This window comes from Flavobacterium sp. ZT3R18 (assembly GCF_007097385.1).
In the GTDB taxonomy this organism is placed as follows: domain Bacteria; phylum Bacteroidota; class Bacteroidia; order Flavobacteriales; family Flavobacteriaceae; genus Flavobacterium.
In genome coordinates this window covers 86838-105098 of the sequence record NZ_VJZS01000009.1, presented here as the reverse complement: position 1 = coordinate 105098, position 18261 = coordinate 86838, and the positions used below count along the sequence as shown (strand labels likewise).

Sequence of the window (18261 nt, the reverse complement as noted above, 5' to 3'; positions counted from 1 at the left end):
TAAAAAAACCAGCTCAATGAGTTGGTTTTTTTTTATATCTGGAATTTCTATCGCTCAAATTTGACGTTGGGTAATATCTTTGGACGGATTGGATCATTCGATAATATCCAACCTGTTCGATAAATCCACTCTGTCATTTTATGCAACTTAAGGAAATCGATATTCTCTGATTCGTCCATAGGAGTATGATACTGACTATGTAAAACACTAGTAAAGAAAACCGAAGGAATTCCTTTTCTAGCATAGGGCAGATGGTCTGAACGAAAGAAGAAATATTCTGGGTGTTCTGGTTTATCCCAAAGTTTATCCAAATCAAACTTAGGACCTTCTTCATTGGCTTTCTTAGCGATATTAACTAAATCTGACGAATTTTCATGAGGAGAACTCGAGCCTAATAAAGCGGCTTGGTTTATATCGTTTCTCCCTATCATATCCCCATTTAACACTGCCACTATAGCTGACTCGGGCACTGTTGGGTGTGCCGAATACCATCTTGACCCTAATAGACCTCGCTCTTCCGAACCATGAAATACAAATAAAGCACTTCTTTTGCCTGGTTGCTTTTTAAAAACTCTAGCAATAGCCAGCATCGCTACACAAGTACTTGCATTATCATCTGCTCCATTATAAATAGAATCTTGCCCGTATTTTTGTCTAACTCCATCATGGTCATGATGTCCGCTAAACAACACATATTCATTCTTGAGTTTAGGATCTGTCCCTTCAATTTTCCCAACAACATTAACCGATGGGTATTTATAGCTTTCCGAAAACACTTGAGCCGACAACGTTTCTTTAGTGTTTTTTAAAAACTCCAACTGATCATTGTGCAACCAAAAAACAGGCATTGTAACCCCAATTTTATCTCGAAGACCTTCAATTCCATATATACCTCGTGTCATTTGAGGTTCTACTTGTGACCAGCTTTTTTCTGCATCAGAATCAGCAACAATAATAAGAGCTGCTGCTCCATACTTAACTAATAAATCGTAGTATTTGGTTCTTACTAAACCAGGATAACGCCTGTCAAAAAGAGAAATTTCATTTGAAATCCCTTCTTGAGAGGCTAGTATAACAACAGCTTTGCCTTTAATATCAGTTGTTTCAATTTGCTCCTTTGTCGCTTTACCAAGATAGATCAATGGAGCATCTACTTTTATATTCGTTGTTTCAGCAACCAAAACCTCTTTCCATAAATCATACGATTTTTGACCAATCTTAAAGCTTGTATTTGAGGTTATTTGATGTCTGTATAGATCGAAAAACTGAAAAAAGGTGCCATCCTCTCCAGCAGGAACCATCCCCGCAGCTTCTGCTTTTTTAGCCAGCCACATCGATACTTTTAATTCATCCAATGTTCCAGCTTCTCTACCATTAAAATGGTCTCCAGCCATTTGATACAAATCGGTTTTAAGATCCTCTGTAGTAATTGCTCCAACTAAAGGTTTTTTGATTACCTGCGCCAAACTGACACTCCCATTAACAATCAACAGAGAACAAACAAGAAATATTTTATTTTTCATGAGTTTTAAATTAGATAATCCAAACTTAACAAAATAAAACTATTTCTTAACGGATTAAAAGTTTATTCAAAAAACATAATTTACCAGGATTGAGTTTTAGTTCTGAGGGAAATAAAAACCTTTTCCTGAAAATATTAGTTTTATTATGCATAAAGCTATTCGGCAACTACAAATGGCTTTATTGCCCATTTAAAAAACATTCCATTTATAAGCCACAAAGTCAATACCTAGCAATATGATTTTATTAAAAAATAATGAAAATACTATTTTGAAAAATGCTTCGTTAAATTCTATTAGTAAAACTAAATTTTATCTATTTTTACATTCTTATACAACTATAAATTATAAAATCGCAATACCGTAATGCACATAGCAATAGCAGGAAACATAGGCTCTGGAAAAACAACACTAACCCGTTTATTAGCCAAACATTTCAAATGGGAGCCTCATTATGAAGAAGTCGTTGACAACCCTTATCTTGATGATTTTTACCATCAAATGGAACGTTGGTCTTTTAATTTACAGATTTATTTCTTGAATAGCCGTTTTCGTCAAATCATGCAGATTCGTGAAAGCGGAAAAAAAATTATTCAAGACCGTACCATTTATGAAGATGCCCATATTTTCGCTCCCAATCTTTATGCTATGGGATTGATGACCAATCGTGATTTTGAAAACTATTCCTCTCTTTTTGAATTGATGGAATCTTTAGTAAAACCACCTGATCTATTGATTTACTTGAGAAGTTCTATTCCCAACTTGGTGGGGCAAATTCACAAGCGTGGACGAGAATATGAAAACACCATCTCTATTGACTATTTAAGCCGACTCAATGAACGTTACGAGGCTTGGGTTCATACCTATAAAAAAGGAAAAATAATGATTATTGATGTAGACAATATCAATTTTGTGGATAATCCAGAAGACTTAGGAAATATCATCAATCGAATTGATGCTGAGTTGAATGGGTTGTTTTAGATTTTTTTTACAGTATAAATATATTAATAAAAAAATGCTTTTTAAATCGAAATCAAAAATTATTAAATCAAGTATTATATCTTTTTTCATCATTGTTTTTTTTATTTACATATCATTTATTTATGAAGACACACTCCATATACCTCAATTATTAAGAACTATCTCCGTAGTACTTATTTGCATTCATTTGTTGTATTTAATTGTCTTTACTTGTTATTATTTTATAAAAAAGAATAAATATTTGGGTTATTCCTATTTAATAAGTCTTACAATAATTCTAATCTTTTGGGCTTTGCTGTTATATATACTTTTTATTCAATTATGCAATGCCATGAAGGGTTGCATAACAGGTTAAACCAATAGAAATCATATTTAATTAATTTTTCAACCACTTTAATTCTGACTATTTTTGGTGCTTATATTTGGTTTTTAGCATTGGCCGCAAGCGGAATGCCTTCTAATCATTATAAAATTACTTTTGTATGAAAACATTAATTTTAGCCTTATTTTGTTTTTCAATTCACCCTATTTATAGTATTGGTCTGTATAAAAAAGGGGATAAATTATACAATTGGAATCGTTCTGGTTTAGATTTATATACTGGTTCAAACAATAAATGTGAAATAATTGCCTCATTGCCATTTGAAACTCAATGTACTGTTATTGACGATCATTTGAAAAAAAGCAGCTTTGAATTTGTAGAAATTGAGCCAAAACTAAAAGAGGAATCAGAGGGTGATAACTTTCCTGGATTTAGTATTTCAGGTTTTTGGGTGAAAATTAAAACCAAAGATGGACAAATCGGATATGTTTTTGATGGTTATTTATCAAAAATAAAGCCTGGTTTTAAACTAGATAAGTCCTGTTTTGATAAAGAATTTAAGTTGATTAAATCGAAAACGTCAAAACCAAACCCCAAAAAAGACAACGCCTATTCCTATTTTTATTTATACAAAAACGGCGCTTCAATTCAACAAACAGGTAGTGATTACGACTCTCACATACATTATTTCATCCCTAATATCTCATTAGAAGAAGCCTATTTGCTTATCAAAACTCCTGATTATTTGGACTTATCAAAAGCATCTGGTGATGAAGAGACTTCCATTCATGGTAACGACGATGAATTGAGTTTTTCTTCGACTCTAGAAAACACGACTTTAAAAAAAATCAACACCAAAACAAAAAAAGGTGTCGTAATAATACTCGAAGCTTTTGATTAATTTTGCCTTTTGAGCATACAGTTATTAGCCATTACTTAGAATCAAATCCTGTTCTTTTCGCATTTTTTTAAGTAACACATCGATCCGAAGTCTGATAGATTTGGGCAAATCAGTAAAAGAAGCGTCTTTTTTGAAGGTTCTACAATCGTCAAAAATACATTCTGTTGCCCGAATTACATACTTTTTACCTTTGTAAATAGTGATGATTTTTATCCGTTGAAACTCTTTATCTAAATCTCTTGTCCCATAAACAATTATGGGTTCAATAAGTCCGTCGCCATCAATATCTGAAAATTGAGAATATTTTGTCCAAAACCAAATATTAGACTCTTCTCGATTTTCTAGAAAGTCTATCACTTTCCATTGCTCAATGACTATTCCATTGCTTTTTTGAAAACAAATGGCTTTTATACTTGAATTTAAAGTGTCTTTATCATGAATTTCTTTTTGATCTTCGTTTAAAATCACATCAAAAACACCACTTTTATCCTGACATTCAAAAGCTTTATAAATCAGTTTTTTTTCTTTGGTGGAAACGAAATTCAACTCTTTAATTTCGTTTCTAGAGAGTTGTTTACTGGTTTGAGCATAGCCGCTAAAAATTGATGTGGTTATAAACAGCAATAGGGTAAAAAAAAGTTTCGTTTTCATAAATTTTTATAATGTAATTGAGAATCCAAAGGGATTAAAGATTTTTTTTACTTCATACTAATTGAGAATCAATTCTATTTCTTGGGATATATCTTCATACAATAAGGGCTCATTGTTTCGTTTCGCATCCAAAATCCACGGCATAAGCACCCCATTATCAATGATTTGTTCTTTTGAATAAACTGGTCTAAAAATCAAGTCAAAATCTCCGGCATTGGTTGTAAATGGTTTGTTTTTTTCCTGCTCGGGGATGTCTTCATAATAATAACTTGTTTTTTTTGAATTGGGATTTTTCTTTAATAAATGATTTGGTATTGCGAATGAGTTACCAATCCCTTGATATAAGTCATCATGAAGAATTCCTGTAATCGTAAAACTTTTATTACTTAGTTTCAGTTTTTCATAAGTATTAAAATCAGACTCTAACCTAACATTCTCTTGAGGTACTTGTTTTATTTCAGAAAGTCTAACATAATCTCCATTGATGTGAATTACTTTATAAACTAAATATTCTTCTTCATTATTAGATCCAAGCTGTCTGATAAAAATAAAACTTCCTAATCGCAGTTTATGTTCTTTACCATTCATCTCTTTTTGAGAAATATAAGGTTTATACACCATTTGTTTCAAGATGTAAAAAACGGCAATGATTACTAGACCGATTACAATTACTTTTTTCATTTTTTTTAGTTAGTTTATTATTTTTCCGTTTTCCAAAATAGTATAAACGGTCTGGATCTTTACTGGCTCTTCATTTGAATAATCTGATGCTATACAAATTATTTTGTTCTTTAAAATGTCACTTTCAATTCTAAGAATACTTTCGGCAATTTCATCATAAGCAATTTCCTTTGAATCTATTAAATTATAATGTTCGTCATAATTAATTAAGATAGTCATTAACTCTGAATCTCCAATTTCACAGCTTATCACAAGGGTTTTAAAACTCGATGACAATTTGAGCCTGTAATTCAAGTATACATTTACAACATCTTTGTTTTGAATTATTTTACCTAATGACAGTTGTTTTATTTGAGACTCTGTCAATTTGTTTTTTTTAAAATAATAATCAAAATTAGTAGCGTCCTTTAATGGCACATTTTTGGATTGAATGGTCTCCAAAAAATCAAAGCCCTGCCTATTGTTGGCTTCTGAATTAGATTTGCGTTGCGGTATTTTGTCAACTTTTGATTTAGAAATCAAACTTGTTTTATCTGCGATTATGTCGCTTTTATTTCCTTTACAATTTGCAAATACAATCACAATTAATAATGCTAAAAGTATACTTTTATAAATTCTATGGCTATTTTTCATTTTAATTTACTTCTAAAAAATTATTTTTTTTTGACAGTATTATTTTTTCGGGAATTGAAATACTCGGATTTCTAGGTTCATCAGTATCCTCATAATCGTATTTCATGATATTAATTACATTATTGCTAATGCTTTTTACAGAAAACATATATTGCGGAGCAAAATCCGAATATTGTTTTAATGAATTCTTTTCATTTACATACAATCGCATTCGCTCCGTAACAGGCGAAAATGGAGAATCCTCAGGATAGGTAACATACCAGATAATCACATCTTGCAGACCATCTCTTGTAAGGTCTCCTATATAAGTTTCTGAGTTTTCAAGTACTTCGTTTACTCCTCTCAATTTTTCGTCAATAGTGTTTTCAAACAATTTTTCGGCTTCTTTCTTTAATTCTTGTATTGTTTTTTTTTCGGTTTTACCTCTTGGAATAGGCAATGGTTTTTTTTTGTCTTTTCCTGAGATTAACACTTTATCCGATTTGGCAATCAAATTGGTACGTTCTTTTACCGCATCTTGTTTCATGTCTTTGCAACTTGATAAACAAGAAATTATCAGTACTATTAAAAATGATTTTTTTATAAATAAAATTATTTTTTTCATGTCATCTCTATTATTTAACTTCAATAAACTCTTTCTTTTCATTTAATTTTAATCCTGTTCGCGTTTCAACTGTTCGCAGACGAGGCTCGTCATTTTCTATAAATTTCAATTTTGCTATTAGAACACTATTATTTTCAATCCCACCTACAGAAAAGGGATAATTGGGTTCAAAATCTGGATATTGCTTCATTATTCCTTTTTCATTTACAAATAAGCACATTTTCCATTTCAAAATTTCACTTGTCCTTTTTGAAACAATTTCATAATAAATGATCTCGTCGTCTTTTCCGTCATTTGTCAAATCTCCTTCAAAATCAAATGTAGAACCGCATTCTTCATTAGGCTTTAATGTAATATTGATGTACGATAAAAATTGTCTTAATACATTTTCTTTCAAATCTATCCAAGCAAAATTAATTTTACGTATAGAATCCTCTTTGTGATTATTTTTTTCAACTTCTTCTTTGCTGGGTAGGGCTGTTTGCGACATACAACTTGCAACAGAAAAAAACAATACCGCTAGTAAAAGGTCTTTTTCATAATCAAAACTTATCTAACATTATTTTTTCTGCGTCACAAAACATTTTTCGAACAGCAAACGTGTTCAATGTGTTTTCATTTAAATTTGTAGTGATCAAAAATTTCAGCGTGCTATCATCTGTTTCATAATAGTTTGTGACAAATTGCGAACTGCCATCTAAAAACAGATTGATATGCATCATATAATGGTAATCGGTATTCCAAAATCCTACTTGTAAAAAATCATCTCCTTTAGTGTAGCAATAATAGCGAGTATCCGAAAAATAATCCTCGTAATGAGTCATGCCAACTGCCAAGTTATTTAATGATTCTGTTTCAAATAATGCTTTTACTCTATCTGGAAGAGTTGTTTGAAAATCCCCAAAACAATTTATAAATTTTGGAACATCAAATAATGATTCGGCTTTTCTAAAAGAATCAAAAAATGTTTCATCATTTATTTTATACCCATAATCCCCATCCAAATAAATAAAATTATCCAAAAAGAGATCCTCATAATTGTGGGTAGGCATTTGATTTGCCATTCTTTTTTCGGTACTTCCATCTTCATTTTCAATCAATACTTCATAATAAACATTCTTTTTATCTGGGTCTATAATAGCATTTACAGCAGCAATTCCTCCTAAATACATTTTGCAATCTGCTGCCATTATTACTGCGGCTGTTGTATTTCCTTTTACAATTAGTTCTCCGTGGTTATAAAAACCATAAACAATATCGCATACTAAGTCTCCTCCGATGTAATGCTTGTCTCCACAGAAATAAGCATTAGTAACCGTTAGATTTTTGAGTGCAATAAAAGGAGGCGAAAAATCATCATCATAAGCCATAAGACATTTGGTAATGCTTATGTTTTCCATAAAAATAAAACCAAGAATAATGAGATTCTCTACACCTTCTATAGTCACGTCCATCTCAAAAACATCTGTTTGGCATTGGTTTTCTGCCAATAGAAAAAATCCTTCTAGGCGACTCTCCAAATCATAATCTAGCGAATTCATGTGATGAACATCGTAGATAGGATTTCTGCCAAAATCCGTCAAATTCCCTATCCACATTTCGGCTTCTTGGCGAGTAACTATCTTAAAATTGATGCCGCAAAACTGTACGTTCTCTAGCGGTTTGGTAAATTCTTGCTTTGCGTAGCCTTCTCTAATTGCAATTGATCCTTTTAAATTCTCTTCCTCTTCCAGGAAATCGTTGTTTTCGATATTCAAATACTTATCTAATTTTGGGTACCATTGCAAAAATTCAAAATATTTTTCCCAATCCAAAAAGGGAACTATTTTACTAAACTCACTAAATCTATCGGTTGCAAATCCCGACTGACTCGAACAATAATACAAACTCAATGCAGATGGGTTTGCCGCTTTATTGAGTTTGACATAATAAACTCGGATGTCAAACTCATCGCTTGATTTTCTTTCTTTACCTATTGCAACTACCCCAGATTCTTGTCGCTGCCTTTCTCTGTTGAATTTAAAAAAGTATTTCCCACCCCAAAAACCATGTTTGTCATTGTCCCAATAATCATTGTATTTATGCTGAATCACAGGATACTTCAAATACTCTTGAATGTTTTTTAATCGAACGGTATCCTTAAATAGATTAAAAAAATGGATTGCTTTTTCGGCTCTTTCTAATAATTCGTTCCAAAAAACCTGCAATCGCTCTATAATCTCGATTGGCGTTTGGTTTATGTTTTCATAAACATATTCATAACTTGCATCTGGATGATTTCTATACATTGCAAAAAGGTAAAACGTACTGCTTTTTAGCTTCAATTTTTCTAAAAACCCCAAAGGTTCCGTTTCTTTTTTTTGTATAAAAAAACTAAAACCTTCTGGGAAATCAACGCTAATAAATGTCATTTTGTTTTTTGAACTTTTCTTGACAATGTACCCTTCATATTGCCCCCATTCAAAACTATCGGTTTCTTTTTGTTGTACCGAAAACTCAATTATTTTATCAAAATTTCGCCATTGATTCTCGAACTCCGTTTGATTTGAAAATGTTTTGTTTTTAAAAATTGTTTCAACCTCCTTTAATGCTTCCTCTCTTAGGTTGACAATTGAAACAGCTTCGATTACATCATTAATTATAGACTCTTCTTTTTTTAGCAGTTCAATCATTTCATCTCTATCCAGAAAGTTTTCCCATGAAAAAACTTCCTCCTCCGATGCTTCATTGGCATTAATGACTTTAGATTTAAAAACGTTTTTGATACTTTTTATATCGTATTCGATTGTATCTTCTTTCGTGTCAGAATCCGACAAAAAAATGGTTGATGAAACCTTCTTCAAATTACATCCATATTCATTGGTAGCGACGAAAACTTTGGCTTTGGTTTTTTTTTTAATCACAAGACTGCCATGATTGTATTCTCCCCAAAAACACTCTTTTACAGTTAACTTCTTGGTAACATAAATTTCTTGTCCACCCACGACCATGTTGTCAACACTCAAGTTACCTATTACCAACAATCCTGTTCCACCATCAGTGTCTCTATTAAAAATATTATTCGCACGTAAATTACCTTCTACCAAAATGGCAAAAACATATTGGTTTGAAGATCTATCCCCGTCTTGATTAAAAACGTTGTCTAAATCAATTGTACCCGAATTCCAATTGCCTCTAACGTGCAAAATTGTTTCGTTATCCAGTTCTCCTTTATTTACTTTATTTCTCACAGTAACCCAACAATCTTCTGGAAACAAAGGAGCTACAGCTGATAATTTCACCAAGTTCATTGTAACAAACTCGGATCCAAAATAGTTATTCACCACAACTCCTTTTTGCAAAAACGGCAATGCTCGATCCATCGTGAAATCCAGAAAGGACATTTTTTTTAGATTCATGCATCCCAAAAGCGGACTCAAATCTATATTCTCGACAACAAGAGCAACGGGAGAAAACTCAAAAAGATTAGGCAAAACCGCAACATCTTCTAATGATTGAATGTCGAATATTTCATCTTCTCCAACCCAATTTGCAATAATTATTCCGTAAATATTGTCTCCGCCGTCTGGGCAAAAACTAGTTATTGCAGACAGCATTTCATTGGTAATCTCCAATTCCTCAAAAAATCTTTTAATTTCTGGAATGGGTTCGTATGAGAAATCATTGTTGTTGTCCCAATACTTTCTTTGGAGTTCGTTCAGCTCCTTATCAAAAATACCCGCACCAATAAAATGGTCAATTATATGCAACTTAAAATTGAAATCCTTGAAAATTATCATTACTTAAGAAAATATTACTTATTTTGATCCCCTTATCAGCTCCTAGAAAGAATTAGAGCGTTCTATTGAAAAGTCCCGTTTTTCATTTTCTCAAAAACGTCCTTGTACTCCTCAATATTCTCAGAACCTTCCCCAAAAGTCACTGCCTTTTGTTGTGTTGATACTGCCTTTTCTCTCTGTCCGTTTTTATAATACAATCTTGCCAAAGTATCATAGTAATAGTGATTTTCTGGAGCTATTTGCAAACTAGTTTCTGACCATTTTATGGCTTCTAGCATTAGGTTTTGATCATTCGATTTCAGTGCAACATTCCATGCCGCATTATTTGCATTGTTTGAAAATTCTAATTTAAAATCTAACCAACTAGAAACACTTGCTTCACTGGCTGTAAAGTACTTATCAAGTTTTTCGATAAGACTAACATTACCGCTCACTATAGTATTAAAGTACTGTTGGTAGGTCGAAAAATAGTCCTTTTGATTTTCTATGGTTTCAAGTTCTTTTTCTAAACCTTGCAAATAGTCTTGTGTGGGCGCACTGCTAAATCCAGAAAGTGTCAAATATTTTTTGTAATAGACACGCATTTTTTTCTCCACACTTTTTTGATCTGGATTATAAACTGCCTTTGATGCTTCCCTGAAATAATTGTCTAGTACCACTGATATACTTGGTGTATAAACCGCATCAAAGCTTTCGTCATAATCCTTTACTGGTTTGCTTTTTTCATGTTCTTGAATGATTGAAAAATTAGTAAAAATATAATCTAGCAATTCAAAATCAATTTCTTTAGAAGTATATCCTTCTTGATTAAAAATTGTTTTTGAAAACCCGTTATTAATTAATTCCTGACTCGCAACTATTAAAAAATCTTCATTGTATTTGTTACTTTTTTTATAATCGCCCACTATTTTTCCGCATTTGGTTGCTGCAACTTTGTAAGTTGTAGCTAATGTATATAGGTTTTGTTTGTCTTTAATTATATCATCAGCATAGGTATCTAGAATTTCTGGAGTATTTAATGAATCGTTTAAATTTTTATTTTTGAATTTAAACTTATGATCTTCTGCCAAAACCTTCAACAATTGCTCATTAGTAGACTTATTATCCAACATCACTTTATCAAAAAGTAAGGCATCATTCGCAATAGTAAGCTCTTTATAACCATAGTTATAGGAATCAATAAACAATGTAGATTTGTCATTCAAACTCCCCGGAGTATGATATACTAAATCCCCTGCGGAGTTGTAAACTAAAATCTCTTTTTCCGATTTTATTTTGTTATTTGACAACATTTTTTTATCCTTCTCAGAAGCCAGATAATATTCGAATTTTGAGTTTTCATCATTATCTCCAGAATCCATATTGTCGTAAACAGCCTTTTCTGAGATTGCAATGAAAGAGTCAAATTCAGATTTTAGATTTTTGCTCTTGAGATCAAAATTAACAACTAAGAATTTTTTTGGACTTTTTGCGATGTTGGCTATTGCTGCTTTAAATGAGTTGTTTCGAACATGATGGAATTCAAATTGTTTCTTCTCCTCCATTTCATCCTCGGCAGGTGTTGCTGCAATATCTTTATTTAAGTTTCTTGCTTCAATTTCATCATCTACTGTTTTCCTATCTTTCTTTCCAAGATAAGTCCAATTTTCTTGAACTTCTACCTTTATAGCTTTTTCTAGGTTGCTTTTTAGCTCCTCATTTTTATCATTCAAATAAAAAACCAAAGGATCTCTTCCTTTTTCAGAAACAATTAATGATTTCTTTTTTGGATTATAAAGTGCTTTAAGATTAATAACATTGTTCCTTTTTCTCTCAAAAGAAATAAGAATGGCCGAAGCATTTTCTGGTATTTTAAATTTAGATAGTTGCGTTTTTGGAAAGTCTTCCTCTGATGCTAAAATTAAAAAATCCGTTCTTTTTATTTCGAAAATTACATTTTCTGCTTGGTCATTAGCTATTGCAATCGTATTTCCTCCAATTTCATCAATGCTATTAAATAATGGTTCTTCATTTTGGTTTTGGGTTCCAATATAAATGGTTTCATTACTTTCATATTCTTTTTTATAAATCACATTTATTGCATCTTCATTTTCTATTTTATTATACAAAAAAGTAACTTTGAAATTGGAAAAATTAGTTCTAGAATTCAAATTTACTATTGAATCGTTAATGTTTTCAATATCACCAGAAATTACTGAAACATGAAAAGTATTATTCGCTTCTATAACCAAACTAATATCTTCTTGATTACTTTTGGCTTTATAAACTCCTGCTTCTATTTTTGTATTTTGTGCAAAAAACGATGTTGAAATTATTGAAATGACAACTGTAATTAATTTTTTCATTGCTCCTTTTTTCTTATTATTGCTCTATTTAAAACTATTTTTACTTTCTATTTTTGTTTATGTTTTTCAAAACCTTTATAATAGTAATTTTTGTCTTGTCCAGTGGCTCCACTAGCTTCAAAAGTTTTTGGATCAGCCCCTTTGACAATTGAATCTAAAAAATATACGTTTACATTGTCTTTAAAATAACCACTACTCAAATATTTAAAACTTTTGTAATCTGCAAGAGGATACTTTTTGTCTTCGAGATAATAACTTTTATTATCTATAGAAAGAAAATCAATACGAGATTCAGTAATTATTCTCAAACTATTCACATCGTTAACATTCAAAGGTTTTCCTTCAAAAAAATAATCGGTATCATCTCTTGAATATGGTATTTGATTCAGTACTTTAAATGTTTTTGGATTCGCTCCATTGATTTTTATTCCGTACCTAAACACATAATTTTCGTCTTTTGAGTATGCAAAACTATTAGAGTCATTTGCATCTTCAAATAAAATAATTTCAAATGATTGGGGATTGGCATCAATTATCTTTTTCTCATAATAATACACATTACTTTTGTCTGAACCGTAGCTATTATCTAATGATTTAAAGCTCGAAGCATCTACGTTTTTAAGAGCAGTTTTGTTAATTCTTCCCCCATCATGCTCCGCAAAGGAGATGCAGTAAAATTGATAATAAACCCTATCCCCTTCTATTTTATAATTGCTAGTACAACTTATAAATAATAAAACAAGAACCATTAAAAAAACCGTTTTATTTGTGTTTTTTATCATTTAAAAAGGAGGCTTAAGTTGACTTTCTTTTACCTTTCTTGTTTTGCCAACCATTTTTCCTTTTTTTAGAAAAGTATGCGTTTCTACTACATTTACCTCATCTAGATAATTGGTTTCATAATATTCTACCAGTATCAATTTCCCTTTAATCCATTTGTATTTTTCGGCACCATGAGTTGCTGCACCTCCACGCCAAGCTGCATAAACCGTTTTTGATTTGAAATCTATTTGAGGTTGTGATAAGTTTGAAAGTGCGTCGTTAAAAATAAACTTTTGGGTTTTTGGGTTAAAAACATAATAATTATCAGTGTTATTTGGTCCAGATCCACTACTTTGTGCATAGACAACTAAGTCTTGATACCCATCAAAATTAACATCTTGGGTATAAAGTACGTTTTCTGTATCATTGATTAAACCGGGCTTTTTTATAACCTGTAGGAGCTTATCTTTGTTCTGAATTTTTATTCCAACTATTTCGCCGGCATCACCCCAATCCTCCTTGTTGTGCAATATGTATTTTATTTTTAACGTTAATCCGTTTACTTTTTTAGTTATTGATTCGCTTTTTGACAAATCTTCAATAAATATTTTGCCCGCAGTTACTTCTCCATCCACCGAAATCCATTCCCCATAATACCATTCGTCCGTTTCATTAGTAACTGCAATAAAGTCTCCCGCATTCAAGACCCGAAAGTCTTTGGTATCTCTATCATTCACGGAAGTGTAAAATTTCACACCATCCGTTTGCAAGGGCAAAATATCTTTGTAGAATTTAGAATCTCTTATTTTAAAAGTTATTATGGGCTGCTTTACCAACACATAATTCGTCATTTTAGAATAATAACTCCCGTAAGGAACATTAGAAACATAACTCGAAGAATCTACTTTTACAGAATCTATTTCGTGTTTAAAATATCTGCCTTTTAGAAAAAAAGAATTGTCCTTTTTATAAAAATTATGGTCATCAAATTTATAGGCTAAATTTTGTGAATTATTATACTCCTCTGCATCGTAATAACTCAGAAAACCTTCTCCGTTTTGGGTAGATTCGAACCAATAATTATTTTTCAAACCAATACTTAGATCCAGTTTAAAGTACTTTCTAATAATTGTATCATTGTATGAAACGCCATAACCATCAATAATTTTTTTGTTCAGTAAAACCATTTCCAAAGAATAATTTTCTTTATTATTTGGATCTTCCTTTTTTATAACAACAGCATATTTAATACCATAATTTTCATCAAATAATGACGAATATTTTTGATTATAGACATACTTTATATTTTGATCTTGACCTTGCTCACTATTCATTGGAATAAATTGATGCAAATAATTAGCCTCTGTATTATAATCCAATTCATAAATGCCTGTTTGAACTTTTTGTCCAAAAGTCAAGAGAGAAAAACACAGTAAAAAAGAGACTAAGCCTTTTTTACAAATGAATAGGGTAAACTGTATAAAATTGGTATTTGAAATAACCATAAATTAACATTTGAATTGCAAGAAAACAAATTATTCAGCTCGTTTTCAGTCCCAAAAACTATTTGTGAAAAACTACAACTTGCCGTTATCGTACAAAAACCAGTACAAAAACGTAACGTTTTCATACTGGTCTATTAATTTTTACTTAATAAAATCAAATTTATCTGTAAATAAACCACCAACTACAGGAACTGGAATTTCTTGTTCGTTATTGGCATTTATAATTCCTAAAATCCATAAAACTACAACCCCAAGATTTGCTAAGCTTAAAATACTTGCCAAACTAGGTACTACCATTCCTATTATTGTTAATGCAATAGAAATTGCAATTCCTAAAATTGCGATCCCCAATGATTGTTTCAAATGAAACTTCGTTAAAGAATCTTTGACGGCTAATTTGTTGTAGCTAACATAAGCAATAATCCATCCGATAATTGTAATGTACGAAATAATTGAAAGCGTTTTCTTGTCCATAATTTATAGTTTTAAATTTTAGGCAAAACTAGGTATGTAGTCTCAAAAACGTTCAATTCTTGTATATACTAAGCATCTACAAGAAGAAAAAAGGCATCTATTTTGTATCTACAAGAAAACAAAATATTTCTTCAAAAAAACTCGTCATACCCTAATTTTACTGGACTGTTTCAATATAAGCATCCAAATCTACTTCTCTATCTAGATTTAACTTTTGCTTAATTCTGTACCGAGCCATTCGCATACTTTGAGTTTCTATGTTCATATGATTGGCAATCTCCTTGGTGCTCATTCCCAATTTTATATACCCACAATATTTAAAATCTAACTTGGTCAGTGTGCCAGATGCTTTTTCTTGTAGCGTAGAGAAAAATATGGGATTTGCATTTTCAAGACTTGTTTTAAGTAATTCAAATTCTTCATCAATCTCCATACTTTTATCGATTGTTTTAGAAATGGTTTTGATCTCTGAGGATTTTTCAGATTTAATAAAATGCAATTTGTTTTGAATGTCTTTTAACACTTCATTCTTCTTTTCTAACTGCAAATTATTTGTCATTAATTCTTTTTGCAATTTAATTGTTTGTTGCTCGTTTATCTTTTTTTCCTGTATGGCAATTTGGAGTTTTTTCTCTGATAATTCAGATTCTAACATGGCAATCATGGCTTCTTCTTCTTTTATTTTTGATAACAGGTTGGCTTCATCGGTTGCTTTTTGAAGTAATAAATTCGTTTTAATAAATGATCTTTGTCTAAAATGATACGATCTAAACATAAACATTAGCGAAAAGAAACCCAAAACTAAAAGTATCACGTACAAATAATTTATTTTCTTTTTGAATTCTAAATTCTCCGTTAACAGTTTAATTTCTTGTGATTTTTTCTCAGTTTCAAAACGGATAGAAGCATTGTACTCTTTTGCCTTATTTTCTTTGTCAACCATTGCTTCGACGGCTTTATCGTATAGTTTAAAATATTTTCGGTAAGCAGGAAAATCGTTTTTCAGCTCTGCTAAATCCATATAGTTTTTGTACAATAAACCAAAGTATTTTGGATTTAGGTTTTTATTTTTATTGATGTACACCTCTATTTTTTTCAATACTTTTTCAATATTTGAAATATCATTCATGTTGGTGTAAAATTGTGCTTGTTGTCCATACATAACCATCAGTTGCATTGGGTTATTCAATTTCAAGCAAACTTCTTCCGTTTTTTTTAAGTATTCTACTGTTTTAGATTTTTGGGTATCAAAGAAATGATACAAATAAAGAAACGTAAGATTTAAACACGTTCTACCGTATGACAAATTTGCATTTCCTTTATCTTTATCCGTTTCGAATATTTTTATGGCTTTTAAAAAATCTATTTCCGCACTATGCAATAGCTTTAAATCCACCGGGGTTTTGTGCTCTGCACTACTTACCAAAAAAAGTGCCCAACTAGTCAATGCATTGGCAATGATAATTTGATTTTTACTTTCATAACTTAATTGCAATGCCTTTTTGGTGTATTTTTCATAAACTTTAATGTCGTTTTTACCACTAAATACAGACCCTAGGTTTTCATATCCGTTTACTAATTTGTCGTATCTTATTTTATGCTTTTCAAAATAGGACAAGGATTTAAGCATGTAATAAATATATTTTTCTTGATCCCCAATTGTTTCATATTTATAGGCAATCGCATAATTTGCATAAGCCATTGCCTCCTCATTATTAGACTGGGTTGCCAATAAAAAACTGGAGTCAGCAAACTTTATTTGTTTAGGAATATTGTCCAGAAAACGAGCAACATCCGATATTGATTCATACGCTATTGCCTGTTTTGCTTTTAAATTTAATTGCTCTGCAATTTTCAAAGCTTGATTGGCATAAGCGTAGGCTTTTATGGTATCAATCTTTTTATAGTACGTACTAAGTTCACATAAGTAGTCTCCTTTTTTATCTAAAGACAAATCCTTTTGCTGAATTAATTGAAGCAACTCAACTCTTGATTTCTGGGCATTTGACGGGCTTATTATTAAAAAAAAGAGTGTAATTATAAAAAAATAATTTGGGAAAGAAATTTTAAAATTGCTCATTATAATAGTTTGAAAATATTAAATTCTTTTGGTTTGTTTTTTCTAAATAATCACTCAAAATCAAATCTTGTAACAGAGAGGTTTTCTTTAGCGCTCTCCTTATACCCTTTAAGTTTAGACAATAAGCTAAATTTAATTACAAAAATCAAAGATATAAAAATAGTATTACAAAAAAACGCCACACTGTTTTGAATTGTGAGACGCTTTTTTGTTTAAGATGTTTTTAGAAGCTAAAGCAAAATACACTGAAGCATATAATTGCAAACTATATCTGAGACTGATAAAACTATTTTTCCCAAATAGGGAATTTTATACTATCTTTGACTATCAAAATTACCTATGAGAATAATTGCCAAAAGAGCCTTGCAAAATTTCTGGGAACAATACCCCAACTCAAAACAGCAATTACTGGCTTGGTATCAGGTTTTTGACAAAAATACGTTTGACAATTCAAATGCCATAAAATCTATTTTTGGCTCTGCAGATTTTGTCGGAAATAATAAAGTTGTACTTAATATTTGTGGCAATCATTATCGATTAATAGTGAAAATTAATTATGCAACACAAATTGTCTACATTTTGTTTATAGGAACCCACCCCGAATATGACAATTTGAAAGACATTAAAAACTTATAAAAAATGGAAATAAATCCTATAAAAACAGAAAGAGATTACGATTTAGCTTTAGAAAGGGTAAACATTCTTTTTGATGCTAAGCCAAATACCCATGAAGGAGATGAATTAGATATTTTAGTTACACTTATAGAAAAGTATGAACAAATACATTATCCTATTCCTGAACCTGATCCAATTGAAGCAATTAAATTCATGATGGAACAAAATGGACTTACTAATGCCGACTTAGGTGTTATTTTGAACAGTCGTTCCAGAGTTACCGAAATTTTCAAACGTAAAAGAGCTTTGACAATAAAGCAAATTAGAGTTTTAACGGAAACACTTCATATTCCAGCCTCAACTTTGATTAAAGAATATGCTTTGGAACAATAGTTTTTTAAACTTATT

At 31.0% G+C, this 18261-nt stretch carries 16 protein-coding genes; 4 read left to right on the top strand and 12 right to left on the bottom strand.

The window, feature by feature from the left end:
* Window positions 1-47: 47 nt before the first annotated feature.
* Window positions 48-1523, bottom strand: coding sequence for a M28 family peptidase (locus tag FNW52_RS11525; protein WP_143377625.1), 1476 nt, complete (start codon window positions 1521-1523; stop codon window positions 48-50).
* 363 nt (window positions 1524-1886) lie between these two features.
* Between FNW52_RS11525 and FNW52_RS11520 the strand changes: the two genes are divergently transcribed.
* Window positions 1887-2501 (top strand): deoxynucleoside kinase, encoded by a 615-nt coding sequence (locus tag FNW52_RS11520; protein ID WP_143377624.1) that lies wholly within the window; start codon window positions 1887-1889, stop codon window positions 2499-2501.
* Window positions 2502-2983: 482 nt separating this feature from the next.
* A complete protein-coding gene (locus tag FNW52_RS11515; protein ID WP_143377623.1) occupies window positions 2984-3724 on the top strand; it encodes an SH3 domain-containing protein in 741 nt (246 codons plus the stop codon).
* 24 nt (window positions 3725-3748) lie between these two features.
* Here FNW52_RS11515 and FNW52_RS11510 read toward each other — a convergent pair whose 3' ends face one another.
* From FNW52_RS11510 to FNW52_RS11460, 11 genes are all read right to left on the bottom strand, one after another.
* Window positions 3749-4375 (bottom strand): M949_RS01915 family surface polysaccharide biosynthesis protein, encoded by a 627-nt coding sequence (locus FNW52_RS11510; protein WP_143377622.1) that lies wholly within the window; start codon window positions 4373-4375, stop codon window positions 3749-3751.
* Window positions 4376-4432: 57 nt separating this feature from the next.
* Complete coding sequence (locus FNW52_RS11505) at window positions 4433-5056, bottom strand: hypothetical protein (RefSeq protein ID WP_143377621.1); 624 nt, start codon at window positions 5054-5056, stop codon at window positions 4433-4435.
* A gap of 9 nt (window positions 5057-5065) precedes the next feature.
* Window positions 5066-5689 (bottom strand): hypothetical protein, encoded by a 624-nt coding sequence (locus FNW52_RS11500; protein WP_143377620.1) that lies wholly within the window; start codon window positions 5687-5689, stop codon window positions 5066-5068.
* Window position 5690: 1 nt separating this feature from the next.
* Window positions 5691-6293, bottom strand: coding sequence for a hypothetical protein (locus tag FNW52_RS11495; protein ID WP_143377619.1), 603 nt, complete (start codon window positions 6291-6293; stop codon window positions 5691-5693).
* A 10-nt stretch (window positions 6294-6303) separates the two neighbouring features.
* A complete protein-coding gene (locus FNW52_RS11490; protein ID WP_143377618.1) occupies window positions 6304-6783 on the bottom strand; it encodes a hypothetical protein in 480 nt (159 codons plus the stop codon).
* Window positions 6784-6835: 52 nt separating this feature from the next.
* Complete coding sequence (locus tag FNW52_RS11485) at window positions 6836-10072, bottom strand: hypothetical protein (protein ID WP_143377617.1); 3237 nt, start codon at window positions 10070-10072, stop codon at window positions 6836-6838.
* 62 nt (window positions 10073-10134) lie between these two features.
* Window positions 10135-12417 carry a tetratricopeptide repeat protein gene (locus FNW52_RS11480; protein WP_143377616.1) on the bottom strand — a complete coding sequence of 761 codons (2283 nt, stop codon included), beginning with the start codon at window positions 12415-12417 and terminating at the stop codon, window positions 10135-10137.
* Between the two features lie 47 nt (window positions 12418-12464).
* The gene (locus FNW52_RS11475; protein ID WP_143377615.1) at window positions 12465-13199 is read right to left on the bottom strand and encodes a DKNYY domain-containing protein; all 735 of its coding nucleotides are present in this window, start codon (window positions 13197-13199) and stop codon (window positions 12465-12467) included.
* A complete protein-coding gene (locus FNW52_RS11470) occupies window positions 13200-14684 on the bottom strand; it encodes a hypothetical protein (protein WP_143377614.1) in 1485 nt (494 codons plus the stop codon).
* Window positions 14685-14825: 141 nt separating this feature from the next.
* Window positions 14826-15158 carry a DUF4870 domain-containing protein gene (locus FNW52_RS11465; RefSeq protein WP_143377613.1) on the bottom strand — a complete coding sequence of 111 codons (333 nt, stop codon included), beginning with the start codon at window positions 15156-15158 and terminating at the stop codon, window positions 14826-14828.
* 157 nt (window positions 15159-15315) lie between these two features.
* Window positions 15316-17238 (bottom strand): hypothetical protein, encoded by a 1923-nt coding sequence (locus tag FNW52_RS11460; protein ID WP_143377612.1) that lies wholly within the window; start codon window positions 17236-17238, stop codon window positions 15316-15318.
* 339 nt (window positions 17239-17577) lie between these two features.
* Here FNW52_RS11460 and FNW52_RS11455 point away from each other — a divergent pair, with 339 nt between their 5' ends.
* Both FNW52_RS11455 and FNW52_RS11450 read left to right on the top strand, forming a co-directional pair.
* Window positions 17578-17874: a type II toxin-antitoxin system HigB family toxin gene (locus FNW52_RS11455; RefSeq protein WP_143377611.1), complete on the top strand. Its 297-nt coding sequence runs from the start codon at window positions 17578-17580 to the stop codon at window positions 17872-17874.
* 3 nt (window positions 17875-17877) lie between these two features.
* Window positions 17878-18246, top strand: coding sequence for a type II toxin-antitoxin system HigA family antitoxin (locus FNW52_RS11450; protein WP_143377610.1), 369 nt, complete (start codon window positions 17878-17880; stop codon window positions 18244-18246).
* Window positions 18247-18261: the final 15 nt, after the last annotated feature.